18 protein-coding genes are annotated in these 24,337 nt (G+C 68.7%); 8 read left to right on the top strand and 10 right to left on the bottom strand.

The window, feature by feature from the left end; all coding sequences use genetic code 11:
• Positions 1–93 precede the first annotated feature (93 nt).
• On the bottom strand, positions 94–2,274 hold the full coding sequence (murJ, locus tag O5O46_RS12400; RefSeq protein ID WP_269855407.1) for a murein biosynthesis integral membrane protein MurJ: 2,181 nt from the start codon (positions 2,272–2,274) through the stop codon (positions 94–96).
• A 43-nt stretch (positions 2,275–2,317) separates the two neighbouring features.
• Positions 2,318–4,642, bottom strand: a complete 2,325-nt coding sequence (locus O5O46_RS12405) for a DUF6049 family protein (RefSeq protein WP_269855408.1) — start codon at positions 4,640–4,642, stop codon at positions 2,318–2,320.
• Positions 4,643–4,798: 156 nt separating this feature from the next.
• Between O5O46_RS12405 and O5O46_RS12410 the strand changes: the two genes are divergently transcribed.
• The gene (locus O5O46_RS12410; RefSeq protein WP_269855409.1) at positions 4,799–6,277 is read left to right on the top strand and encodes a CCA tRNA nucleotidyltransferase; all 1,479 of its coding nucleotides are present in this window, start codon (positions 4,799–4,801) and stop codon (positions 6,275–6,277) included.
• A gap of 129 nt (positions 6,278–6,406) precedes the next feature.
• Here the strand turns inward: O5O46_RS12410 and O5O46_RS12415 are convergent, their stop codons facing one another.
• The 3 genes from O5O46_RS12415 to O5O46_RS12425 all read right to left on the bottom strand — a co-directional run bounded on the left by O5O46_RS12415 (position 6,407) and on the right by O5O46_RS12425 (position 9,628).
• A complete protein-coding gene (locus tag O5O46_RS12415) occupies positions 6,407–7,678 on the bottom strand; it encodes an MFS transporter (RefSeq protein ID WP_269855410.1) in 1,272 nt (423 codons plus the stop codon).
• A gap of 193 nt (positions 7,679–7,871) precedes the next feature.
• Complete coding sequence (locus tag O5O46_RS12420; protein ID WP_269855411.1) at positions 7,872–8,954, bottom strand: inositol-3-phosphate synthase; 1,083 nt, start codon at positions 8,952–8,954, stop codon at positions 7,872–7,874.
• Positions 8,955–9,004: 50 nt separating this feature from the next.
• Positions 9,005–9,628 carry a PadR family transcriptional regulator gene (locus O5O46_RS12425; RefSeq protein WP_269855412.1) on the bottom strand — a complete coding sequence of 208 codons (624 nt, stop codon included), beginning with the start codon at positions 9,626–9,628 and terminating at the stop codon, positions 9,005–9,007.
• A 403-nt stretch (positions 9,629–10,031) separates the two neighbouring features.
• On the opposite strand from O5O46_RS12425, the gene O5O46_RS12430 reads away from it, so the two are divergent.
• Both O5O46_RS12430 and O5O46_RS12435 read left to right on the top strand, forming a co-directional pair.
• On the top strand, positions 10,032–12,722 hold the full coding sequence (locus tag O5O46_RS12430) for a transglycosylase domain-containing protein (protein WP_269855413.1): 2,691 nt from the start codon (positions 10,032–10,034) through the stop codon (positions 12,720–12,722).
• A gap of 117 nt (positions 12,723–12,839) precedes the next feature.
• Complete coding sequence (locus O5O46_RS12435) at positions 12,840–14,342, top strand: glycosyltransferase family 87 protein (RefSeq protein WP_269855414.1); 1,503 nt, start codon at positions 12,840–12,842, stop codon at positions 14,340–14,342.
• A 4-nt stretch (positions 14,343–14,346) separates the two neighbouring features.
• On the opposite strand, the gene O5O46_RS12440 is transcribed toward O5O46_RS12435, so the two are convergent.
• The 3 genes from O5O46_RS12440 to O5O46_RS12450 all read right to left on the bottom strand — a co-directional run bounded on the left by O5O46_RS12440 (position 14,347) and on the right by O5O46_RS12450 (position 16,946).
• Positions 14,347–15,381: an alanine racemase gene (locus O5O46_RS12440; protein ID WP_269855415.1), complete on the bottom strand. Its 1,035-nt coding sequence runs from the start codon at positions 15,379–15,381 to the stop codon at positions 14,347–14,349.
• A 40-nt stretch (positions 15,382–15,421) separates the two neighbouring features.
• Positions 15,422–16,540: a lipid II:glycine glycyltransferase FemX gene (locus O5O46_RS12445; protein WP_269855416.1), complete on the bottom strand. Its 1,119-nt coding sequence runs from the start codon at positions 16,538–16,540 to the stop codon at positions 15,422–15,424.
• Positions 16,541–16,637: 97 nt separating this feature from the next.
• Positions 16,638–16,946, bottom strand: coding sequence for a hypothetical protein (locus O5O46_RS12450; RefSeq protein ID WP_269855417.1), 309 nt, complete (start codon positions 16,944–16,946; stop codon positions 16,638–16,640).
• Positions 16,947–17,203: 257 nt separating this feature from the next.
• Here O5O46_RS12450 and rpsF point away from each other — a divergent pair, with 257 nt between their 5' ends.
• From rpsF to rplI, 4 genes are all read left to right on the top strand, one after another.
• On the top strand, positions 17,204–17,494 hold the full coding sequence (rpsF, locus tag O5O46_RS12455) for a 30S ribosomal protein S6 (RefSeq protein ID WP_269855418.1): 291 nt from the start codon (positions 17,204–17,206) through the stop codon (positions 17,492–17,494).
• A 75-nt stretch (positions 17,495–17,569) separates the two neighbouring features.
• Positions 17,570–18,148: a single-stranded DNA-binding protein gene (locus O5O46_RS12460; protein ID WP_269855419.1), complete on the top strand. Its 579-nt coding sequence runs from the start codon at positions 17,570–17,572 to the stop codon at positions 18,146–18,148.
• 58 nt (positions 18,149–18,206) lie between these two features.
• Positions 18,207–18,443 (top strand): 30S ribosomal protein S18, encoded by a 237-nt coding sequence (gene rpsR, locus O5O46_RS12465; RefSeq protein ID WP_014143881.1) that lies wholly within the window; start codon positions 18,207–18,209, stop codon positions 18,441–18,443.
• A gap of 17 nt (positions 18,444–18,460) precedes the next feature.
• Positions 18,461–18,907, top strand: a complete 447-nt coding sequence (gene rplI / locus O5O46_RS12470) for a 50S ribosomal protein L9 (protein ID WP_269855420.1) — start codon at positions 18,461–18,463, stop codon at positions 18,905–18,907.
• 128 nt (positions 18,908–19,035) lie between these two features.
• Here rplI and O5O46_RS12475 read toward each other — a convergent pair whose 3' ends face one another.
• Positions 19,036–20,433 (bottom strand): MATE family efflux transporter, encoded by a 1,398-nt coding sequence (locus O5O46_RS12475; RefSeq protein WP_269855421.1) that lies wholly within the window; start codon positions 20,431–20,433, stop codon positions 19,036–19,038.
• Between the two features lie 447 nt (positions 20,434–20,880).
• Between O5O46_RS12475 and dnaB the strand changes: the two genes are divergently transcribed.
• Positions 20,881–22,392: a replicative DNA helicase gene (gene dnaB / locus O5O46_RS12480; RefSeq protein WP_391858296.1), complete on the top strand. Its 1,512-nt coding sequence runs from the start codon at positions 20,881–20,883 to the stop codon at positions 22,390–22,392.
• A 56-nt stretch (positions 22,393–22,448) separates the two neighbouring features.
• Here dnaB and O5O46_RS12485 read toward each other — a convergent pair whose 3' ends face one another.
• Positions 22,449–23,975 carry an FAD-dependent oxidoreductase gene (locus O5O46_RS12485; protein ID WP_269855422.1) on the bottom strand — a complete coding sequence of 509 codons (1,527 nt, stop codon included), beginning with the start codon at positions 23,973–23,975 and terminating at the stop codon, positions 22,449–22,451.
• Positions 23,976–24,337: the final 362 nt, after the last annotated feature.

Genomic DNA, 24,337 nt, shown 5'->3' on the forward strand with positions numbered 1-24,337 from the left:
GCCGTCCGTATCAAAGCCAAGGACAATTGTGCCCGCAGTCCGCCGCTATGCACGACACACGGCGGCGGGCGATGGTTGCCCGCTGGCGCCACGTCAACGACCCAGACGACCGCGCACCATACCCACCATCGCTGTCAATTCCTCGATGCGCATCCGGCGTGCTGCTGCATAGAAGACCCCTAGCAGAATGATGCCGCCGCCCACCAGTGCGGCGAGCGAACCGAGGAAACCGCTGCCGAGCAACTTGCTGATCCAGTAGGCCGCGGCCCCACCGAGCAGCGCCGCCGGCAGGCTGGCGCCGATCAGCCGGGCGTAGGTACGGACGACGTGCGCTCCGTCCAGGTCACCGCCAAGACGCTTGCCCAGCCGCTTCACGGCGACACCCACGCCGACCACGTAGGCGAGGCCGTAGGAGGCGGCCATGCCGACGACGGCCCAGCGGGCGGGCAGCGTGAGGAAGCAGAGCCCGGAGGCCGCCGCGTTGACCGTCGCGACGATCACCGTGTTGTAGAAGGGGGTTCGGGTGTCCTCGTAGGCGTAGAAGCCGCGCAGCACGACGTACTGCACCGAGTACGGGATCAGTCCGAGGCCGAACGCCATCAGGACGTAGCCGATGTTGCGGGCGCCGGCCTCGCCGGAGCTGGAGTACATCATGGTGGCCATCGGAACGCCGAGCGCCAGGAAGGCGAAGGCGCACGGGACGATGGCGACGGCCGAGGTCCGCAGTCCGTACGACAGGTCGTCGCGCACCGCGGAAGCGTCACCGTCGGCCGCGGCGCGGGAGATGCGCGGCAGCACCGCGGTCATCACCGAGACCGTGATGATGGCCTGCGGCATCTGCCACAGCAGCAGCGCGTAGTTGTAGGCCGTGATACCGGTACCGGGGTGTCCCTGCTTGTCGGCGACCGCGCCCGCCCAGGTGGCGAGCTGGGTGACGACCACCATGCCCGCCTGGTTGGCCAGCACGAACAGGAAGGTCCACTTGGCGAGCTTGGCGGCGTGGCCCAGGCCGTGCCCACGCCAGTCGAAGCGCGGCCGGATGCGCAGGCCGGACTCGCGCAGGTACGGGATCATGGCCAGTGCCTGGACCATGAGACCCAGCAGGGTGCCGATGCCCAGCAACCGCACGCCCTCGGGGGAGATCGAGGCGGCATCCACGCCGGAGGTGCGGGCGGTGCCGTAGACCCAGATGAAGGCGCCGAAGGTGGCGATGACGACGATGTTGTTCAGGACGGGGGTCCACATCATCGCGCCGAAACGGCCGCGGGCGTTGAGGATCTGTCCGAGGACGACGTGCACGCCCATGAAGAACATGGTCGGCAGGCAGTAGCGGGTGAAGGACACGGCGACGCTCATCGTCACCGGGTCGGAGGCGATCTTGTCCGACATCAGCCGCACCAGCACGGGCGCGCCGAGCACCATGACGGTGGTGACGGCCGCCAGGCCCACCACTACGAGGGTCAGCAGCCGGTTGGCGTAGGCCTCGCCGCCGTCCTCGTCGTTCTTCATCGCCCGCACCAACTGCGGAATGAACACCGCGTTGAGTGCGCCGCCGCCGACCAGGATGTAGATCATCGTCGGCAGGGTGTTGGCGACCTGGTAGCTGTCGTTCAGCGTCGAGACGCCGATGGCGCCACCGATGACCAGGGTGCGCAGGAAGCCCGTGACCCGGGAGACCAGCGTTCCCGCGGCCATCACCGCGCTGGACTTGAGCAGGCTGCTCGCCCGGCCCCCGGAGCGGGCGGCCTCGGCGGGCTCCGCGGTGGCCTCGGGCTGCGGATCCGTGGCCACGGTGGCTTCCGGCGCCGGTTCGTCGGGAAGGCCGGTGAACACCGGCTGCTGTTGGGTGGCGGCGGGCTGCTGGTCGCGGAAGAAGTGCGCGTACGGGTCCTGGCCCGGCTGCTGCTGCGCCGCGCCACTGGTGGCGGCGTACGGGTTCGCGCCCGCGTACGGGTTCGGCTGGCCGTCGCCGTACGGCGCGGGGGTCTCCGGCTGGCGGGGAGGCTGCGGCGCCCACTGCCGGGGGTCGGCCGCGGGCTGCTGGTAGCCCTGCGGCGGGTACGGCTGTGCAACGGACGGCGCCGGGGGCGGCGCGGGCCGGTCGTAGCGGGCCTCGGGTGCCGGTGCCTGCTGGGCGTACGGGTTGTGGGCGTACGACTCCGGTGGGTAAGGGCTGGAACCGGAGCGGTGCTCGGGCGGAGGCGGCGGGCTCGCGGCCGTCGCGTCGTCGTACGACGACGCCCGGTCACGCTCCTCGTCGTACGGCGCGTTCATCACTGCCCCACCTTAAGGTTTGCGGCCCAGGCCCTGCCCCTGGCTATCGGTCCACCTTCTCACCCGCTGCCCGGTCCCCCGGGCTTTCCGCCGCGGTGTCAGCGGCCGGGTCACCCGGCTGCTCAGGGACCCTGTCGCCGCCTTCGACGGCCTGCCCACGGCCGCCATCCGGTTCCTGCGGCTCGTCGGCCGTGTTGTCGGCCGCCAGCAGCGCCCGGCGCTTGCGCTGCCGGTACATGCGGATTCCGGCCAGGACGAGCAGCAGCAGTCCACCGGCGATCACCAGCATCACGGTGTCGGTGATGGAGGTGACGTTCACCTGGAAGACCATGGGCTGGCCGTAGGGCGTGCCGTCCGCGGTGAACAACTGGGCGGCCACCCAGGTCTTGCCGTTGGCGCTGGCGGTGGTCCGGAACTTCAGCGAGCGGTTGTGACCCCCGTCGACGGTCACGGCCTGCGGTTGGCCCACGTCGAGGCGGTTGTTCTGGCTGGAGGTCAGCCGCAGCTGCAAGCCGGTGATCTGCTGGGCGAGGCTGTTCTGCACGGTCACCGGGATCGTCGCGCTGCGCCCGGAAAGAGTGATCGACTTCTTGTCGATGATGTGTACGTCCTGGGTGAGGCCGCTCAGATACGCGGCGACGTCGCCCCGGAAGTGCGCCGCGTTGTCCGTGTCACCGCGCCACTGGGTGGACATCGAGCGCAGGACGGCGGTCCCGAACGGGGTGGTGACACGGTCCTTGCGGGAGAGGATCACCAGGAAGCTGTCGAGTGAGTCCTGGACGGACTGGATCTCCTGGAAGGCGTCGGTGGTCAGCTCCTGCCGCCGCAGCGAGGCCGGATAGGCGTCGGCGCTGGGCACCGACTCGTTGGCTCCCGGGTCGGGGGTGGCCTTGGCGGCGGCGCTGAGGGTGGCCGGGTCGGTCCAGCCGCCTGAGCGGGCGGCGGCGATCGCGGCGGCCATGGCCTGCGCCTGGCTGGTGGTGGGCATCCGCTGCGGCGCGACCACGATGTTCCGTTGCTGTTCCGGCGCCTGCTCGTTGATCATCAGGGACTGGGCCAGGAATTTCTGTACGGCCAGTGTCTCGGCGTCGGCTCGTGTCAGATCGCCCATGAACGCCTTGGACAGCGAGCTGTCCGCGACGACCGCCGTGGTGCCGCCGCCGATGGGCCGGGCGGCGGACGGGGTGTAGCTCAGCGATCCGGTCTCCCGCAGGCTGTCGCTGCGGGCGATGATCTTGTCCGCGCCGCCCGCCGTGGCCACGCCGACGATGGACGGGTCGATGGCGCCGTCCGCGGGCCAGGCGAAGTCGGTGCGCGGAGTGACTCCGAGGACCGTCTGCACGGTCACGGCGGCCAGGTCGGTGGCGTCCTTGAGATGGCCGATGGTCCCGGACACGTCCTTGCCGTGGTGGGCGATGGAGGCGATGTCCGGGTCGCCGAACGGCAGGGCGACCACCTCGTCGCCCTGGATCGCCTGCTGGAGCTCGTTGAGCCACTGCTTGGCGTACTCGGTGCCGGCGCCCGGCGTGGCCTGCTTGGGGTCTCCGTCCGGGCCGAGGACCTTGTACGGCTTGGTCATGGCGTCCACGGTGGCCAGCAGGTCCGGATCGATCACCCAGGTCACCGGCAGGCCCTTGGCGAGCGACACCATCTGTTCGAGCCGGCCGCCCGGGGCGAGCTCCGCCGTGAGGTCGTCGTCGCGGAACAGCGGCGACTGCTGGTCGTCGCCCGGGGTTCGGATGTCCATGTGCGGGCGGTCGATCAGCGGCCACAGGAAGGTGGTCCTGGTCTTCTCCCCACCGCTTTGGGAGTACCAGGGCAGGAACGTCCGCTTGATCCCGAGGACGTGCTGGTAAGCGGCGTCCTTGGTGGTGCCGGACGCGGTCACCCCGAGTTGGTAGACCCCGTCGTTGCCCAGACCCAGCGCGCTGACCGGTACATCGAGGGTGAAGGGGAGGCTGATATGCGGCGGGATGTCCGGCAGGTTGGCGGTATGGCCGGGGATCTCGTTGCCGTCCACGGTGGAGAAGCCGCCGTTGGCCGCGGTGTTGCTTATGGCGCTGCGGCTGGTCAGCGGGCCGCCGCCAGCGAGGCGTAGGCCGACGTGGGCGTTGGAGATGGTGTCGTCGCCGTCGTTGGTGACTGTGCCGCTGATGGTGAGCGTGTCGTTCTTGGCCGGCGCGGTGGGGGTGAGCGAGTCCACGTCCACTTCCGCGGTGCTGGAGCCGCTGCCCGTGTCGGCCTGCGCGCTGGTCGCGCTGGGGACCTGGACGAGCCCGGTGAGCAGGGCGGCACCGACGAGCGTCGCGGCGCGTCGTAGCCAGGAACGAGCAGGGGTGGTTCCGGGGTGCCGTGCCGCCTCGCCCACGCGGTCGTCCGTCCGTCTCTCGTCGCCATCGGATTGCGTCCTGGCATGGTAACGATGGCCGCTGAGGGTAAGTGCCGTGGAGTGCTCTCCAAGATCACCGGGAGGGCCGACAATCCTGGAGACCGCGCCCTCCGCGGCCACGTATTCTGTTCTGTTGTGCCGAACGCCAACAATGTCTCTCAATCCCCGACGTCCGCGGAAGCCAGTGCGCTGAGTCAGGCGCAACGTCGCGCCGTGGGTGAACTGCTGCGGGTATCGCCGGTCGCCGACGACCTCGGTCGGCGTTTCCAGGAGGCGGGGTTCAAGCTCGCCCTGGTCGGCGGTTCGGTCCGGGACGCTCTGCTGGGTCGGCTCGGCAACGACCTGGACTTCACCACCGACGCCCGGCCCGAGCAGGTGCTGAAGATCGTGCGCGGCTGGGCGGACGCGGTCTGGGAGGTCGGCATCGCCTTCGGCACCGTGGGGTGCCGCAAGACGGACGCCGAAGGCAATGACTTCCAGATCGAGGTGACGACGTACCGGTCCGAGGCCTACGACCGGGACTCGCGCAAGCCCGAGGTCTCGTACGGCAACACCATCGAGCAGGACCTGGTGCGCCGGGACTTCACGGTGAACGCGATGGCGGTCGCGCTGCCGGGCATCGAGTTCGTCGACCCGTACAACGGCCTTGAGGACCTGGCCCAACGGGTCCTGCGGACGCCGGGCACTCCGGAGGAGTCCTTCTCGGACGATCCGCTGCGGATGATGCGCGCCGCGCGCTTCGCCGCGCAGCTGGACTTCACCGTGGCGCCAGAGGTGGTCACCGCGATGAAGGAGATGGCCGACCGCATCGAGATCGTGTCGGCGGAGCGGGTACGTGACGAGCTGAACAAGCTCATCCTCAGTGATCACCCTCGCGAGGGCCTTCGGCTGTTGGTGGAGACCGGCCTGGCGCAGCGGGTGATTCCCGAACTGCCCGCGCTGCGGCTGGAGCGCGACGAGCACTTCCGGCACAAGGACGTCTACGAACACAGCCTGACGGTGCTGGAGCAGGCGATGGCCCTGGAGACGGACGGCCCCGACCTCGTGCTGCGGCTTGCGGCGCTGCTGCACGACATCGGCAAGCCCAAGACGCGGCGGTTCGAGCCGGACGGTCGGGTCTCCTTCCACCACCACGAGGTGGTGGGGGCGAAGATGGTCAAATCCCGGCTGACCAAGCTGAAATACCCGAATGACGTTGTCAAGGACATCGCGAGGCTGGTGGAGCTGCACCTGCGGTTCCACGGCTACGGCAGTGGCGAGTGGACTGACTCGGCGGTGCGGCGCTACGTCCGGGACGGCGGGCCGCTGCTGGACCGGCTGCACAAGCTGACTCGTTCGGACTGCACGACCCGAAACAAGAAGAAGGCCGCGGCGCTGGCGCGGACGTATGACTCCCTGGAGGAGCGCATCGCCCAGCTGAAGGAGCAGGAGGAGCTCGACTCCATCCGGCCGGACCTCAACGGCAACCAGATCATGGAGATCCTGGGGGTTCCGGCGGGGCCGGTGGTCGGCAAGGCGTACAAGCACCTGCTCGAACTGCGGTTGGAGAACGGGCCGATGGCTTATGACGACGCGGTGGCGGCACTCAAGGAGTGGTGGGCCGGGCAGCAGTAGCCACGACACGGGCCCTCGGCGGTCCGGTGCGATGTTTCACGTGAAACGCGGTGTCCCGCGACGTCATGTTTCACGTGAAACGCCGCGCCGGACCGCCTTCGTGTTTCACGTGAAACATCGCCGAACGCCTCACCGGTGGCGTAGCAGTGCCGTCCCGACGGCGGTGGCGCCGTAGAGCATGGCGATCAGGATCAGCAGCAGTGGTGAGCGGCCATCAGGCGGGAGCATCAGCGCGGCGATCGCGGCCGAGCCGACGAAGGCGACGTTGAAGAAGACGTCGTAGAGCGAGAAGACACGGCCGCGGTAGGCGTCATCCACGGAGGACTGGACGACGGTGTCGGTGGCGATCTTCGCGCCCTGTGTGGTGATCCCCAACAGGAACGCCGCGACCAGCATCGGTGCCGGGCTGAACGGCAGACCGAGCGCGGGCTCCAACACCGTGGCGGCAGCGGCGCAGACCGTGATCCAGCCGGCGATGCCGAACCGCCCGGTGCCCCAGGGCGTGACGACCGCCGCCACGAAGAAGCCGGCACCGGAGACCCCGACCGCGAGCCCGAGCAGCGCCAGTCCCCCGGAAGTGTCCGAGGGGGCCGTCCAGGAGTACCGGCAGAGCATCAGCAGGGTCACGGTCAGCGCCCCGTAGCAGAAGCGCAGCACAGCCATGGCCCCCATCGCGTAGGCCGCCTGGCGGCGCGTCGCCAGGTGCCGTAGCCCCTCGAACAGGCCGCGCACCGTGCTGGTCACGGCGGCGGCTATCCGTGGCTGGAGCAGATGGGGGTCGGGCCCGAGTCGGTCGGCGCCCATCGTGCGGGCGGACAGCCCGGCGCACAAGTAGAGCAGCGCCGCCAGAACCACGACCACGGCATCAGCCCCGATGCCCGCCGCCATCCACAGGTGCACGACGAAGGCGGCCCCGCCGCCCGCGGTGGCGGCGATCGTTCCCGCCGTAGGGGAGACCGAGTTGGCCACCACCAGCCGTTCGCGGTCCACCACCCGTGGCAGGGCCGCCGACAACCCAGCCAGGACGAAGCGGTTGACGGCGGTGACGGACAGCGCGGAAAGGTAGAAGACCCAGTCCGGCACATGGGTGACGATCAGCGCCGCCGTGCCTGCCGCGAGCACGGCGCGCAGCAGATTGCCGTAGAGCAGTACCTGCCGCCTGCGCCAGCGGTCGAGCAGGACGCCGGTGAACGGTCCGAGCAGGGAGTACGGCAGCAGCAGCACCGCCATCGCGGCGGCGATGGCCGCGGGCGACGCCTGCCTTTCCGGGGTGAACACCACGTAGGCGGCGAGCGCGACCTGGTACACGCCGTCGGACAGCTGCGAGAGCAGCCGTACCACCAGCAGCCGCCGGAAATCGAGAAACCGCAGCAGCACGCGAAGATCCCGTACGACGGCCATGCCGACAGCCTCACACAAGCGCGAGGCCCCCGGACGGATTGTCCGGGGGCCCGCGATCAAGACGTTGCCGATGCGTTGCCGACGCTTTAGCGCACGTCGCCACATCCGCAGCGCGGGGCGCTGTTCTCGCCAGCGCGCGGCGCATGTCTCGCCAGCGCGCGCTGTGTCTCGCTAACGCGCGCGCTGTGTCTCGCTAGCGCTCGACCTCGCCCTTGATGAACTTCTCGACGTTGTTGCGGGCCTCGTCGTCGAAGTACTGAACCGGCGGGGACTTCATGAAGTACGAGGACGCGGAGAGGATGGGGCCGCCGATGCCGCGGTCCTTGGCGATCTTCGCGGCGCGCAGCGCGTCGATGATGACACCCGCGGAGTTCGGGGAGTCCCAGACCTCCAGCTTGTACTCCAGGTTCAGCGGGACGTCGCCGAAGGCACGGCCTTCGAGACGGACGTACGCCCACTTGCGGTCATCCAGCCAGGCCACGTAGTCGGACGGGCCGATGTGGACGTTCTTCTCGCCCAGGTCGCGATCCGGGATCTGGGAGGTGACGGCCTGCGTCTTGGAGATCTTCTTGGACTCCAGGCGCTCACGCTCGAGCATGTTCTTGAAGTCCATGTTGCCGCCGACGTTGAGCTGCATCGTGCGGTCCAGGATGACGCCGCGGTCCTCGAACAGCTTCGCCATCACGCGGTGCGTGATGGTGGCGCCCACCTGCGACTTGATGTCGTCGCCGACGATCGGCACACCCGCCTCGGTGAACTTGTCCGCCCACTCCTTCGTACCGGCGATGAAGACCGGCAGGGCGTTGACGAACGCGACCTTGGCGTCGATGGCGCACTGGGCGTAGAACTTGGCGGCGTCCTCGGAGCCGACCGGCAGGTAGCAGACCAGAACGTCGACCTGCTTGTCCTTGAGGACCTGCACCACGTCGACCGGGGCCTCCGGCGACTCCTCGATGGTCTGCCGGTAGTACTTGCCGAGACCGTCGAGGGTGTGGCCGCGCTGGACCGTGACACCGGTCTGCGGGACGTCGCAGATCTTGATGGTGTTGTTCTCGCTGGCGCCGATGGCGTCCGCGAGGTCGAGACCGACCTTCTTGGCGTCGACGTCGAAGGCGGCCACGAACTCCACGTCACGGACGTGGTAGTCACCGAACTGCACGTGCATAAGGCCGGGCACGCGGCTGTCCGGGTCGGCGTCCTTGTAGTACTCGACGCCCTGCACCAGCGACGCGGCGCAGTTGCCCACGCCGACAATGGCTACGCGAACCGAACCCATTCCGGTTGCTCCCTGTGTACTCGATTACTCGGCCCTACGTGTGCGGGGCCTCATTTGGTGGTGTCGGTCGGATTCGTATCGTCGCGACCTTGGTCGGCGGGGCGGCCCTTGGCGCGGCCTCGGCCCGCCCGCTCTGTCTCGATCAGCTCGTTGAGCCAGCGGACCTCGCGCTCCACCGACTCCATGCCGTGCCGTTGCAGCTCAAGGGTGTAGTCGTCGAGCCGCTCACGTGTGCGGGCCAGTGAGGCTCGCATCTTCTCCAGCCGCTCCTCCAGGCGGCTGCGGCGCCCTTCGAGGACCCGCATCCGTACGTCCCGTTCGGTGTGGCCGAAGAAGGCGAAGCGCACACCGAACTGCTCGTCCTCCCAGGCGTCCGGCCCGCTCTGGGCCAGCAGATCCTCGAAGTGCTCCTTCCCAGCGGAGGTCAGCCGATAGACAATCTTCGCCCGTCGCCCCGCAAGTGGCGCGGCGAGCGGGTCATCAGAGGTCGTCTCCTCGGCCAGCCATCCCTGAGCGACCAGCGTCTTCAGGCACGGGTAGAGGGTGCCGTAGCTGAAGGCACGGAAGACTCCAAGCGAGGTGTTGAGCCGCTTGCGCAGCTCGTAACCGTGCATCGGCGACTCCCGGAGCAGGCCCAGGACCGCGAATTCGAGGACGCCGGAACGCCTGCTCATCTTCGCCTCCCTGGCTCATGGATAGCCGTGGTAGTCCTGTCCCCACCTGTCGCCCGTGCTGTCGGGACCTTCTTTATCTCGTTTTGATGTATCGAGTCGATACATCGCGACGATAGAACGGCACTGTGGATCTCGCAAGACATGGCATGGTGAGCGGCATCACATCTGGTGCTCGTAAGAAGGTTCGCGGGCTGTCAACTGTCCGTTATGTGGCGAACGTTGGGGTAGTTCGCCGTTTGACGGTGCGTACTCTGTTCGCCATGCAAACCAACGGGAACCTTGTGGCGCCGGGAGGCGTCATGGTCCTGGGTGCCGTGTGGCCCGGCGGGGCCGCGATCCGGGGGGACCGGAAGTCAACTGCGACCTTCAGGCGACACCGCCTGGCCGAGGAGTAGCTGGAACCATGAGCGAGCACCGCCGAAAGCCGCCGCAGCCGAACGGTGGCGGGCGATCCACGCCCCGGCGCGGGGCCCAGCCGCCCCCGCCCGCCTCCCCAGGACGGCGGGCCACGCCACCACGCGACGCCTCCGGCGCGAGAGGACCCGCGGCCGGACGCCGCCCCGAGGACCCCGCGGGCCAGCCTTACGCCAGCCGTGCGGAGGCCCGGCGGGCGGCGCAGAGCGGTGGCCGCCGCCGGGCCGCAGGGGCGGGCGGCGGCGCAGGAGGACCCGGCGGCGGGCGCCGGGGCACCGGTGGCCCCGGAGGCGAACGGCCGAAGCGCTTCATCGACTACCCGCGCTGGGGCAAGAGTGGCTGGCGCCGCTGGATGCCGTCCTTCAAACAGATCACGGCGATCAGCTTCGTCTTCCTCGGCACGCTGGTCGGCCTCATCGGAGTCGCCTACGCGATGGTCGGCGTGCCGGACCCGAGCGCCGCCTCCAAGACGCAGAAGAACGTCTACTACTGGTCCGACGGCTCACGCATGGTGGTGTCCGGCGGCGGTGACCTCAACCGGCAGATCGTCCCACTGGACCAGATCTCCAAGTCGATGCAGAACGCCGTGATCTCGATGGAGAACGCCTCGTTCTACACCGACCACGGTGTGGACCCCCAGGGCATCCTGCGCGCGATGCTGAACATGGCCAGGGGCGGCGAGACCCAGAGTGGCTCGACCATCACCCAGCAGTACGTGAAGAACACCTACCTGGACCAGTCGCAGACCGTCACCCGCAAGCTCAAGGAGCTGATGATCTCGATCAAGGTGGGCATCAAGGTGCCGAAGCCGGACATCCTCGCCGGCTACCTCAACACCGCCTACTACGGTCGCGGCGCCTACGGCATCCAGGCCGCCTCACAGGCGTACTACGGCGTCAACGCCAGCGCGCTCAAGCCGGACCAGGCCGCCTTCCTGGCCGCCGTGCTCAACGGCCCGAACCTGTACGACCCGGCGGGCGGCGTCGGCGATCTCGCCTCTCCGCAGCAGAACACCGTACGCGCCGAGCAGCGTTGGCGCGAGGTGCTCGACCGCGAGGTCAAGACCGGCGACATGTCCCAGCAGGAGCGCCAGCAGTACCAGAACTTCCCGATGCCGCAGCAGCCCAAGCGGTCCACTGACAAGGCGGGCCAGATCGGCTACATGACGGATCTGGCGGACAAGTACATCTTCAACAACACCAGCATCACGCAGGCCGACCTGTCGAAGGGCGGCTACCAGATCTACACGACCTTCAAGAAGGGCGACATGGCGGCGCTGCAAAAGGCCGTCGACGACGTCCGCAGCAAGAACATCCGGCCGGACCTGCGCCCGGACACCGACAAGTACGTGCAGTTCGGCGGGGCCTCGGTGGTGCCGGGTGACGGCGCGATCGTGGCGATCTACGGCGGTGAGGACTACCTCAAGCACTTCACCGACAACGCCGACTACACCGGTGCCCAGGTCGGTTCGACCTTCAAGCCGTTCGTGCTGGCGGCGGCGATGCGGGACGGCGTGCGCAAGCCCAGCGGCCCCCCGGACCAGCCGGACTCCATGCGCACCCCGGTGTCGCCGAAGAGCATGTACACCGGTGTCAACAAGTGGAAGGTGCTCAACTACGACGGTTCCGTCTGGCAGGACAAGGACGGCAACGAGTGGTTGCAGACGAACGACGACAACGAGTCGTTCAAGTCCATCGACCTGAAGTCCGCGATGGAGCAGTCGGTCAACTCCACCTACGTCCAGCTCGGCATGGACGTCGGCCTGGACAAGGTCAAGCAGGCGGCCCTGGACGCGGGTGTGACCTCGGACAGCCTGGCCAGCACCAACGGTCCGTCGTTCTCCATCGGTACCTCCTCGCCCAGCGCGATCAGGATGGCGGACGCGTACGCGACCTTCGCCAAGAGCGGTCTGCAGGCCGAGCCCTACTCGGTGACCAAGGTGCTGGACTCCAAGGGCCTGCGGTACCAGCACGAGGCCAAGACCAAGAAGGCGTTCGACCCGGCGGTCGCCGACAACGTCACCGACGTGCTCCAGGGCGTCGTCCAGGAGGGCACCGGTACCGCCGCCAAGGCGCTCGGCCGGTACGCCGCCGGTAAGACCGGTACCACCGACGACAACAAGTCCGCGTGGTTCACCGGCTACACCCCGCAGCTGTCGACCTCGATCGGCATGTACCGGATGGACGACCAGTCCAAGAACCCCACGTTCCTGAAGATGTACGGCGTGGGCGGTCTGCAGAAGATCTACGGTGCGTCCTTCCCCACCGAGATCTGGACCGAGTACATGAAGGCGGCGCTCGCCGGGCAGCCGAACGAGAACTTCGAGACCCCGCAGCCCATCGGCACGGTGGTCTACGGTGACGGCGCGAGCTCGCCCCCGAGCGCGTCGCCGTCGACGTCGCCGTCCAGCTCGCCGAGCACCAAGCCGTCCGCACCGCCCTCGCACTCCCCCTCGCCGTCGATCAGCCCGTCGCCGTCCCAGAGCTGTGCCGATCTGCTGAACTGCCAGCCGGGCGGTACGACGTCCGGTGGCGGTCCCGGTGGCGGCCCTGGAGGCGGTCCCGGTGGCGGCCCCGGCGGTGGTCCAGGAGGTGGTCCCGGCGGTACCGGAGGCCCCGGTACGGGGGGCACCAGCAAGGGCACCAGCAACGGTGCTCTGTTCGGCGGGCCCAACGGCTAGCCACCACTAACCGGCGTACGCCGACAACACGGCCGTGGAGGGCATCTCGCCCTCCACGGCCTTTTTCTGTACACCGTGCACGGCCGTCACTCAGGTTCGTACGGCAGGATGTCTCGCATGACGACCGCGCGCGAGAACGACGACAGCGCCGCCCCCGTGCAGGCCGCGACCGTACCGCCCACCGCCGAGGACCCGCTGGCCGAGGCGGGTAGCGAGCTGCTCGGAGGGCCCGTCGGGCGACGCGCGACGACCGGTCGAAGCGGTTGGTGGAATCCGCTGCGGGTGCTCGCACTGGTCGTCATCGGGATGTTCGCGCTCGGCATGGTGCAGAAGGTGCCGTGTTACGACAGCGGCTGGTTCTTCGGCGCGAACGACCAGTACACCCACGCCTGTTACTCCGACATCCCGCACCTGTTCTACGCACGCGGCTTCGCCGACGACCTGGTGCCGTACTTCGACCACATCCCGGACGCCACCTCGGGCGGCATGGGCTACCTCGAATACCCGGTGCTGACCGGGTTGTTCATGGAGGTCGCCTCCTGGTTCACCCCGCACGGCTCCGACCTGGTGCACCGCGAGCAGGTCTACTGGCTGGTCAACTCGGCGATGCTGATGCTCTGCGCGGTGATCACGGTGATCGCCGTGGCGCGCACCCACCGCCGTAGGCCGTGGGACGGTCTGCTGGTGGCGCTGTCCCCCGCGTTCGCGCTCACCGCGACGATCAACTGGGACCTGCTGGCCGTGGCGCTCACCGCGGTGGGGATGCTGATGTGGGCGCGCAGCCGCCCGGTGGCGGCCGGGGTGCTGATCGGTCTGGCGACGGCCGCGAAGCTCTATCCGGTACTGCTGCTGGGGCCCCTGCTGCTGCTGTGCCTGCGGGCGGGGCGGATGCGGACGTACTGGAAGGCGTTCGGCGGGGCGGCGGTCGCCTGGCTGGTGGTCAACGTGCCGGTGATGGTCTTCGCCTGGGACGGCTGGGAGAAGTTCTACACCTACAGCCAGTCGCGGGGCGTGGACTTCGGCTCGCTCTGGCTGATCATCTCGCAGCAGACGGGCAACCCGCTCGACGGCGCGAACGCGTATGCCATCGCGCTGATGCTGCTGCTGTGCGCGGCCGTCGCCGCGCTCATCCTGTACGCGCCGCGCAGGCCGCGCTTCGCGCAGGTCGCGTTCCTGGTGATCGCCGCGTTCATCCTGACCAACAAGGTCTACTCGCCGCAGTACGTGCTGTGGCTGATCCCGCTGGCTGCGCTGGCCCGGCCGCGCTGGCGGGACTTCCTGGTCTGGCAGGCCTGCGAGGTCATGTACTTCCTCGGCATCTGGATGTACCTCGCCTACACCACGGGCGGCAACAACAAGGGCCTGCCGGAGGGCGGCTACGACTTCGCGATCGCGCTGCACCTGCTCGGAACGCTCTACCTGTGCGCCGTGATCGTGCGCGACGCGCTGATGGCGGAGCGGGACCCGGTGCGGCGGGACGGCTCCGACGACCCGTCCGGTGGAGTGCTGGACGGTGCGCGGGACGTGTTCGTACTGGGGCGGCGCGCGCATCAGCCGCGGCACGCCGCCCAGTTCAGCAGCGGTTACGTCGAATGGGGCCGGGAGAACGCGGACGCCTGACGGCTCAGCGCTCGACCACTCGGTCCGACCGCGTGGTGGTGTTCCTCAGGTGGGCCACCAGTTCGTCGCCCACCGCGGGCGGGGCGACATCGCTGGGCAGGAACAGCAGCGAGACCTGCATGTGCGGGGGCTCGGCGAACCAGCGCTGCTTGCCCGCCCAGATGAACGGCGAAAGGTTCCGGTTGACGGTCGCCAAACCGGCCCGCGCCACGCCCTTCGCCCGGGGCATCACACCGTGCACCGCCTTGGGCGCCTCAAGGCCCACGCCGTGCGACGTACCACCGGCCACCACCACCAGGTGCCCGTCGCCGGCGGCCTTCTGCTGGCGGTAGCCGTAGCGCTCGCCCCGGGAGACGCGGGTGACGTCCAGCACCGCGCCGCGGTACTCCAGCGCCGCCGGCTCGCCCAGCCACAGCCGGGTGCCGATCCGGGCGCGGAACCGGGTCTGCGGGAACTGCTGTTGCAGTTGGGCGAGTTGGGCCGGGCTCACATGGCTGACGAACATGGTGCGCAGCGGGAGTCGGGCGGCGCGTAGCCGCTCCATCCAGCCGAACACCTCCTCCACCGGGTCGATGGCGCGCTCGACGCCGTCCAGCGGCAGGTGGATGGAGAAGCCCTCCAGCCGTACGTCGTCTATGGCGCCGTGCAGCTTGGCCAGGTCGTCAGGGGAGACGCCGTGCCGCCGCATGGTGCTCATGACCTCGATCACGACGCGCGCGCCGACCAGGGCGCGCACCCCCTCGACCGAGGAGACGCAGCGCACCACGCGGTCCGGCAGCGGCACCGGCTCCTCGCCCACCCGGTACGGGGTCAGGACCAGCAGGTCACCGCCGAACCAGTCCTTCATCTGGGCCGCCTCGTAGGTGGTCCCGACCGCCAGCAGATCGGCGCCCAGCCGGCCCGTCTCGTCCGCCAGCCGCTCGTGGCCGAAGCCGTAGCCGTTGCCCTTGCAGACTGGCACTATGCCGGGGAACTGGTCCACCACGGTCTTCTGGTGAGCACGCCAGCGCGCGGTGTCGACGTACAGGGTGAGCGCCATGGCTGGGTCGGGACCTTTCCTTGTGTGCGGCGGGACGGATTCAGCGGCGCGACATGTAAATGTCGAGCGCCTTGTGGAGCAGCTTGTTGAGCGGGAAGTCCCATTCGCCCAGGTACTCGGCGGCCTGGCCACCCGTTCCGACCTTGAACTGGATCAGGCCGAAGAGGTGGTCGTTCTCGTCCAGCGAGTCGCTGATGCCGCGCAGGTCGTAGACGCTGGCGCCCAGTGCGTAGGCGTCCCGCAGCATCCGCCACTGCATGGCGTTGGACGGCCGTACCTCGCGCTTGTGGTTGGCGGAGGCGCCGTAGGAGTACCAGACGTGGCCGCCGACGATGAGCATCGTGGCGGCCGCGACCGCCTCGCCCTCGTGCGTCGCGAAGTACAGCCGCATCCGGTTCGGGTCCTCGGTGTTGAGGGCCGTCCACATGCGCTGGAAGTACGACAGCGGGCGCGGCCGGAAGTGGTCGCGCTCGGCCGTGATCTCGTACAGCTGCTGCCAGATGGGCAGTTGGTCGTAGCCGCCCTGGACGACCTCGACGCCGGCCTTCTCGGCCTTCTTGATGTTGCGGCGCCACAGCTGGTTGAAGCCCTTGTGGACGTCCTCCAGGCTGCGGCCCTCCAGCGGCACCTGGAACACGTAGCGCGGCTGCACGTCGCCGAATCCGGCGCCGCCGTCCTCGCCCTGCTGCCAGCCCATGCGGCGCAGCCGGTCGGCGACCTCGAAGGCGCGCGGCTCGATGAAGGTGGCCTCGACGTCGCGCAGCCGCTTGACGTCCGGGTCGGAGATGCCGTTCTTGATCGCTCCGGCGTCCCAGCGGCGGATGACCACCGGCGGGCCCATCTTCACCGAGAACGCGCCCTGCTGCTTGAGGTGGGCGAGCATCGGCTGCAGCCACTCTTCGAGGTTCGGCGCGTACCAGTTGATGACCGGGCCCTCGGGGAGGTAGGCCAAGTAGCGCTTGATCTTGGGGAGTTGGCGGTAGAGCACCAGGCCCACGCCGACCAGTTCACCGCTCTTGTCGAACCACCCGAGGTTCTCGGACCGCCATTCGGCCTTGACGTCGGCCCAGGCCGGAACCTGCATGTGGCTCGCCGCGGGCAGGCTCTGGATGTAGGCCAGATGCTGCTCTCGGCTGATCGTCCTCAGGGTCAGGCTCATTCGGGGCGCTCCCCATCGCTGCAGGTTCTACCGGGCTTTCCCGGCGAAGCCTACTGCGCGAGGGCAAGACCCCGACCTGTGACCGGTCGGAAGGGTGCTAGATGCCGCCCCAGAGCCCGCCGTGCGCCACGCCCAGGAAGAACCCGATCGCGGACGCGCCGAGGCTGAGCACCAGGACGAAGCGCTCGGCCGTGGTGGCCGAGATGAACTGGCCGTAGGCGCCGGTGAAGATCCCCGCCAGGCCGGTCCATGAGGTGAGCAGGTGGAGGCTGCTGAAGATCGACGTGATGATCGCGATCGCGCCGAGCACCGCGGTGACGGCGACGAAGGAGTTCTCCTTGGGATGGGCCTTGCCGTCGGTGTTGAGGATGGCGAGGACGCCATGCGGCCGGAAGGTCTGTGCCATGGGGCACCTCCGTGAGCGGATGGTGGCGCACTGGTGGCGCCATGCAAACCGTCGTGTACAGATTGTCCCGGTTCCCCGCGCGATTTCAAGCGGACGGTGGTGTGCGGGTAGTGTGTACCGTCTGCACCGGTGTCTGTGTGGTCCCGCCCGGCACTCCCAGCCGGATCCCGGGGTCCGCGTCACCGATGCGACGCAACGCAAACCCTCCTGCCACGGAAACGCCGTGGCCGCTGAGTCCAAAGGAGGTGGGTTCCACCATGCGTCACTACGAGGTGATGGTCATCCTCGACCCCGATCTTGAGGAGCGCGCCGTCGCCCCCCTGATCGAGAACTTCCTTGGCGTCGTCCGCGAGGGCAACGGCAAGGTGGAGAAGGTCGACACCTGGGGCCGTCGTCGTCTCGCCTACGAGATCAAGAAGAAGCCCGAGGGTATCTACACCGTCCTCGACATCAACGCTGAGCCCGCGGTCGTCAAGGAGCTCGACCGTCAGCTCAACCTGAACGAGTCGGTTCTTCGGACCAAGGTCCTCCGTCCGGAAATGCACTGAGCGCCTAAGCGCCAGAGCTGAGTACGGCTACCGAGCAGCCAGCAGCACAGCACACCCGCCGAGAGGTCACCCACCATGGCAGGCGAGACCGTCATCACGGTCGTCGGCAATCTTGTCGACGACCCCGAGCTGCGCTTCACCCCGTCCGGTGCGGCGGTCGCGAAGTTCCGTGTCGCGTCCACCCCCCGCACCTTCGACCGGCAGACCAACGAGTGGAAGGACGGCGAGAGCCTCTTCCTCACGTGCTCGGTCTGGCGGCAGGCGGCGGAGAACGTGGCCGAGTCGCTCCAGCGCGGCATGCGCGTCATCGTGCAGGGCCGTCTGAAGCAGCGGTCCTACGAGGACCGTGAGGGCGTCAAGCGGACGGTCTACGAGCTGGACGTCGATGAGGTCGGCGCCTCCCTGCGCAACGCGACCGCCAAGGTCACCAAGACCGCCGGTCGCGGCGGCCAGGGCGGCTACGGCGGCGGCGGTCAGGGTGGCGGCGGCTGGGGCGGCCCGCAGGGCGGTCCCAGCGGCGCACCGGCCGACGACCCGTGGGCGACCAGCGCCCCGGCCGGCGGCCAGGGCCAGGGCCAGGGCCAGGGCCAGAGCGGCGGTGGCAACTGGGGTGGAAGCTCCGGTGGCGGCTACTCGGACGAGCCGCCCTTCTAAGCCCGACGAGGGTCAAGGGCGACGAGTAACTACTTCTTGATCACAGTGGAGAAAGACAATGGCTAAGCCGCCCCCGCGCAAGCCGAAGAAGAAGGTCTGCGCGTTCTGCAAGGACAAGGTCACCTACGTCGACTACAAGGACACGAACCTGCTGCGGAAGTTCATCTCCGACCGCGGCAAGATCCGTGCCCGCCGGGTTACCGGCAACTGCACCCAGCACCAGCGTGACGTTGCCACGGCCGTGAAGAACAGCCGTGAGATGGCGCTGCTGCCCTACACCTCGACTGCTCGCTGAGAGAGGGTGACCGAAGCATGAAGATCATCCTCACCAATGAGGTCAGCGGCCTCGGCGCCGCCGGCGATGTCGTCGAGGTCAAGGACGGCTACGCCCGCAACTACCTGGTCCCGCGTGGTTTCGCGATCCGCTGGACCAAGGGTGGCGAGAAGGACGTCGAGCAGATCCGCCGTGCGCGTCGGATCCGTGAGATCGCCACGCTGGAGCAGGCCAACGAGGTCAAGGCCCAGCTGGAAGCCGTCAAGATCAAGCTGGCGACCCGCGCCGGTGACTCGGGCCGTCTGTTCGGCTCCGTCACCCCGGCCGACATCGCCGGTGCGATCAAGAACGCTGGCGGTCCGGCCGTCGACAAGCGCCGCGTCGCGCTGGTCGCGCCGATCAAGACCGTCGGTTCGCACCAGGTGACCGTCAGCCTCCACGCGGAGGTCTCGGTCAAGCTCGACCTCGAGGTCGTCGCTGCCTGACGCGCTTCGCGCGAGTCACTACGAAGGGTCGGCATCCCGCTGGGGTGCCGGCCCTTCGGCTTTGATGTTTCACGTGAAACCGTCGGCAGCCGCCACGCTGTTTCACGTGAAACAGCACCTGCTGGCCGTCAGGCGCGTACCGCCCCGGTCACCAGCCAGCTTCCGGAGCGTGCCCGAAGCCACAGGAACACCAGGCGGGTCACCAGGAACAGGCCCATGGCCCACCACAGCGCGGTCAGTCCGCCGCCGAGCGCGGGCACCGCCAGCGCGGCGGGTACGAAGACGGCGAGCGTTCCGAGCATGGCCCAGGCCAGATACGGACCGTCGCCCGCGCCCATCAGCACACCGTCGAGCACGAAGACGATGCCCGACACCGGCTGGGTGACCGCGACCACCAGCAGCGCGGACAGTAGTTGGGCACGCACCACGGAGTCGCTGGTGAACAGCGGGATGAACAGCGGCCGGGAGACGGCCACCAGCACCCCGAGCAGAATGCCGGAGGCGATCCCCCACTGCACCATGCGGCGGCAGGCGGCCCTGGCGCCCGCCGCGTCCTCGGCGCCCAGATAGCGCCCGATGATCGCCTGGCCCGCGATGGCGATGGCGTCCAGCGCGAAGGCCAGCAGGCTCCACAGGGTGAGCAGGATCTGGTGCGCGGCGACCTCGGCGTCGCCGAGCCGGGCGGCGACCGCGGTGGCGATCATGAGGATGGCCCGCAGGCTCAGGGTGCGGACCAGCAGCGGTACACCGGCGGTCGCGCAGGCACGGATCCCCGCCGCGTCCGGCCGCAGTGGCGCGCCATGCCGTTTCGCGGCGCGCACGACGACGGTGAGGTAGGCGGACGCCATAGCGAACTGGGCGATCACGGTGCCCCAGGCGGATCCGGCGATGCCGAGCCCGGCGCCGTAGACCAGTCCGGCGTTGAGCCCGGCGTTGGCGGCGAAGCCCGCGACGGCCACCACGAGCGGGGTGCGGGTGTCGTGCAGTCCGCGCAGTACGCCGGTGGCGGCCAGCACCACGAGCATCGCGGGAATGCCCAGCGAACTGATGCGCAGATAGGTGACGGCGTACGAGGTCGCGTCGCCGGAAGCGCCGAACAGGCTCGCCAGCATCGGGGCAGTAGGGACGACGACCGCGATCACGGCCGCGCCGAGCAGTAGCGCCAGCCAGATGCCGTCGACGCCCTGGCGGATCGCGGCCCGCAGATCCGCGGCGCCGACGCGGCGGGCGACGGCGGCCGTGGTGGCGTACGCCAGGAAGACGAAAACGTTGACCGCGGTGTTCAGCAGGGCGGCAGCCACGCCGAGACCGGCCAGCTGCCGGGTTCCGAGATGGCCCACGATGGCGCTGTCCACCATCACGAAGAGGGGCTCGGCGACCAGCGCGCCGAAGGCGGGCAGCGCAAGAGCGACGATCTCGCGGTCATGGTGTCGCCTGACGTCCTTCGGGAGGCGGGTCGGGCGCCGCGCGGGGGCACCGGAGCGCTCCCGCGAGGCGGTCGTGGGTCTCTCGGAGGCCGATTTCACAGGCTTAGGATAATCTTCCACAGGTAATAGACACAACGGGCTTGTGGCCATTACCACTGGTGGCGCTGAGTGATCAGGTCCGCGCCGTTTGTCGTGATCTTGCGCCAACCGGGAAAGTTTTTCTCCTGCACAGCCAGTGGATGACGAACGTGCAGGTCAGAGGCACTGCGGTCAAGGTGTGGGGGTCTTGTCCACAGCGCTTTCCCCCGCCCTGTACACAGGTTTGGCGGGCTTCTCCACAGGCTCTCGCCGTTCATCCACATGGCCTGTGGATAACCATCTTGGCTGACGGGGGCTGTGGCCCTACCGTAGTCCGGCACCCGCCTTCCGTCCGGTCCTCGCACTCGACGCGCCGCAAGCGGAGTCGCGTGTCTTTTTTGTCAGAGCCGTGCCGTAAGAAAGAGGGGCACGGATCGGGGTCCGAAGGACCGGGAGGAGGTGGCGGGGGTGAGCCAGCCCGAGCCCGCGGACGACCACTGGGGGGACGCGCCGCCCATTGATCCGCCGTTCCCGGACGGCCCCGGCGACCGACTCCCGGCGGCCCGGTACCGCCGTTCCGACCGGGACGGCGGCGGTCGCGACGGCGGGTCGAGGGACAACGGGCGGGACCGCGGCGGCTGGTCGGAGGGCGGATTCGAGCGGGTCCCCCCGCAAGACCTCGACGCCGAGCAGTCGGTGCTCGGCGGCATGCTGCTCTCCAAGGACGCCATCGCCGATGTGGTCGAGGTGCTCAAGGCCGCGGACTTCTACCGCCCGGCGCACGAGACCATCTACACAGCGATCCTCGACCTCTACGCCAGGGGCGAGCCCGCCGACCCCATCACCCTCGCCGCCGAACTGACCAAGCGCGGTGAGATCACCCGCGTCGGCGGCGCCGCCTATCTGCACACGTTGGTCAACGCGGTCCCCACCGCCGCCAACGCCGAGTACTACGCCGAGATCGTCCATGAGCGAGCGGTGCTGCGCCGCCTGGTCGAGGCGGGCACCCGCATCACGCAGATGGGGTACGCCGCGGACGGCGACGTCGACGAGATCGTCAACCGCGCCCAGGCCGAGATCTACGCCGTCACCGAGCAGCGCACCTCGGAGGACTACCTTCCGCTGAGCGAGATCATGGAGGGCGCCCTCGACGAGATCGAGGCGATCGGCTCCCGCAGCGGACAGATGACCGGTGTCCCCACCGGCTTCACCGATCTCGACGCGCTCACCAACGGCCTGCACCCCGGCCAGATGATCGTGGTCGCCGCGCGTCCCGCGATGGGTAAGAGCACCCTGGCGCTGGACTTCGCCCGTTCCTGCTCCATCCAGTACGGCCTGCCCAGCGTCTTCTTCTCCCTTGAGATGGGCCGCAACGAGATCGCGATGCGTCTGCTGTCCGCGGAGGCGCGCGTCGCGCTACACCACATGCGCTCCGGCAACATGACCGACGACGACTGGACCCGGCTGGCCCGCCGCATGCCGGAGGTCTCGGCCGGGCCGCTGTACATCGACGACTCGCCCAACCTGTCGATGATGGAGATCCGCGCCAAGTGCCGTCGCCTCAAGCAGCGCAACGACCTGCGGCTGATCGTCATCGACTACCTCCAGCTGATGCAGTCCGGCGGCTCACGCCGACCCGAGAGCCGTCAGCAGGAGGTCTCGGAGATGTCCCGGAACCTCAAGCTGCTCGCCAAGGAGCTGGAGGTCCCGGTCATCGCCCTCTCCCAGCTCAACCGTGGCCCGGAGCAGCGCACCGACAAGAAGCCGATGGTCTCGGACCTGCGTGAGTCGGGCTCCATCGAGCAGGACGCGGACATGGTCATCCTGCTGCACCGCGAGGACGCCTACGAGAAGGAGTCCCCCCGGGCCGGCGAGGCGGACCTCATCGTCGCCAAGCATCGTAACGGCCCCACGGCAACCATCACCGTCGCCTTCCAGGGCCACTACTCGCGCTTCGTGGACATGGCGGGGAACGTCTGACAGGTCGTATCGCCCCCGCTCAGGGGCGGCCCAACCGGCCGCCCCCGAAGGGCAGTTCAGTCGATGGCCTGGGCGAAGTGGAAGAAGCGGTACGGGTCGTAGCAGCGCTTGGCGTGCTGTAGCCGCGCGTAGTTCTGTCCGTAGTACGCCTGGCGCCAGTTGGTCAGAGCCGGGTCCATGTAGTTCTGGAAGGACTCGTGGTTCGAATACGGGTCAAGCGTCGTATAGCCGTGGTTCACCCAGCCCTGGGCGGAATCGATGTCGGCCTGGGCGGGATTCGGCTGGGTAAGGCCGATCTGATAGCCCGCGGCGAACAGTGCGTCGCGGTGGACGAACGCGGTGGCCGTGGGCGCCACGTCGTTGATCTTTCCGCCGTAGGCGAATAGACCGAAGAAACGGAATTGGCCCCCTCGGTTGTCTGCCAGGAATGCGGTGAGCGCTTCCGAAGCCGCGGAACGGCTCAGCGGTTCATGGAAGTACAGATTCCGCTGGGTTGCCCAAATGTCCCTGGGCAACTGCGCCTCGGACGAGTACCCCACCCGATGGCATTGCGCCACGGTGCGTTCCCCGCAGCCGAACACCGTCATCATCGCCTGCTGATAAGGCTGTTCCACGACGTCCCGAGTGGTGTTCGGCCGACCGACGGCGGATACCAGCTCGTTGAGCAGACCGTCGCAGTCCGCTTTCGCTCCGAGATATCCTCCGGTGGCCACCACCAGGGGCTGGGTTCCCGTGGCGCTGTCGGTCTGGAACTCGATGAGCAGTTCCGCGGACAACTCCCTGGGCGCCTGGGCCACCCACTGCTGCCACGCCATGATGACGTCGACCGCGTCCGACCAGTCCCAGTTCAGGTTGTAGTTGGTGATCACGGGCGCCTGTGTCGGCAGCACCTCGTACTCCGTGACCACACCGAAGTTGCCGCCACCGCCGCCGCGCAGGGCCCAGTACAGTTCCGGGTGCTGGTCGCTGGAGCAGCGCACCACGCTGCCGTTGGCCAGCACCACCTCGGCCGACACCAGGCGGTCGCAACCCATGCCGAACTTGCGGGCCTGCTGGCCGAGGCCGCCGCCCTGCAGCCAGCCGCCGACGCATACGGTGGGGCAGGTACCGGTGCACACCTGGACGTTGTACGCGGCCAGCGCGGCGGCGATGTCCACGCCCTGGCCGCCCGGGCCGAGCCGCACGGTGTTCTGGCCGACCTGGACGCTGTTCAGCCCGGAGACGTCGATGACCAGGCCCGGCGACGTCGAATAGCCGCCGTAGCTGTGGCCTCCGCTGCGCGGCGCCACCGGAAGGGAATTGTCCTGCGCGAAGCGTATGCACGCCGCGACATCGGCGCTGTTGGCGCAATAGGCGACGGCCTGCGGGCGTATCGCGTCGAACTGCGCCAACTGGAGCTGTTTCGCAAGGCCGTAACCGGAATCCGTGGGTAGCACGAGGCGTCCGCTGAGCTTGCCCCGCAGAGTGCTCCATGGCGGCGATCCGGCGGCCCATACGGAACCCGTGCTGGCGCTTGCCGCGGTGAATGCGGCCGCGGCGCCGACACCGGCACCGGCTCTTAACAGTGCACGCCTGCTGATCATGACAGACACCTCTCCCCGTTCTGTACTGCCGTGTTGGGTGGAATGCGGAAATCGCGGGCATGCCAGGGCAATCGTCAACGGCGGTGTTTCCTGTGCCGGACGGCCTTACCGATACGCAGAGTTGGGTTACCCGCAAGTAGAGTGAGGCGCCCGTGCCAAGAAAACCTGCCTCCCCCCGTCGGCACGGCAACGCCTGTGGTCCGGACCGCAGCCCGGTAGCCGGGAATTTACACCGGCGCCCCGGCCGTGCACAGGCCCTGACAATGGATTTGTCAGTCCGCTCCATTCGCCGTCAATGACCCGGATAAAGGCCGACCGATCCCGACATCGCGGAAGCCCGACAGGAGCCGACGGACAGGATC

The sequence above is a fragment of the Streptomyces sp. RPT161 genome (genome assembly GCF_027533845.1).
Taxonomy (GTDB): Bacteria; Actinomycetota; Actinomycetes; order Streptomycetales; family Streptomycetaceae; genus Streptantibioticus_A; species Streptantibioticus_A silvisoli_A.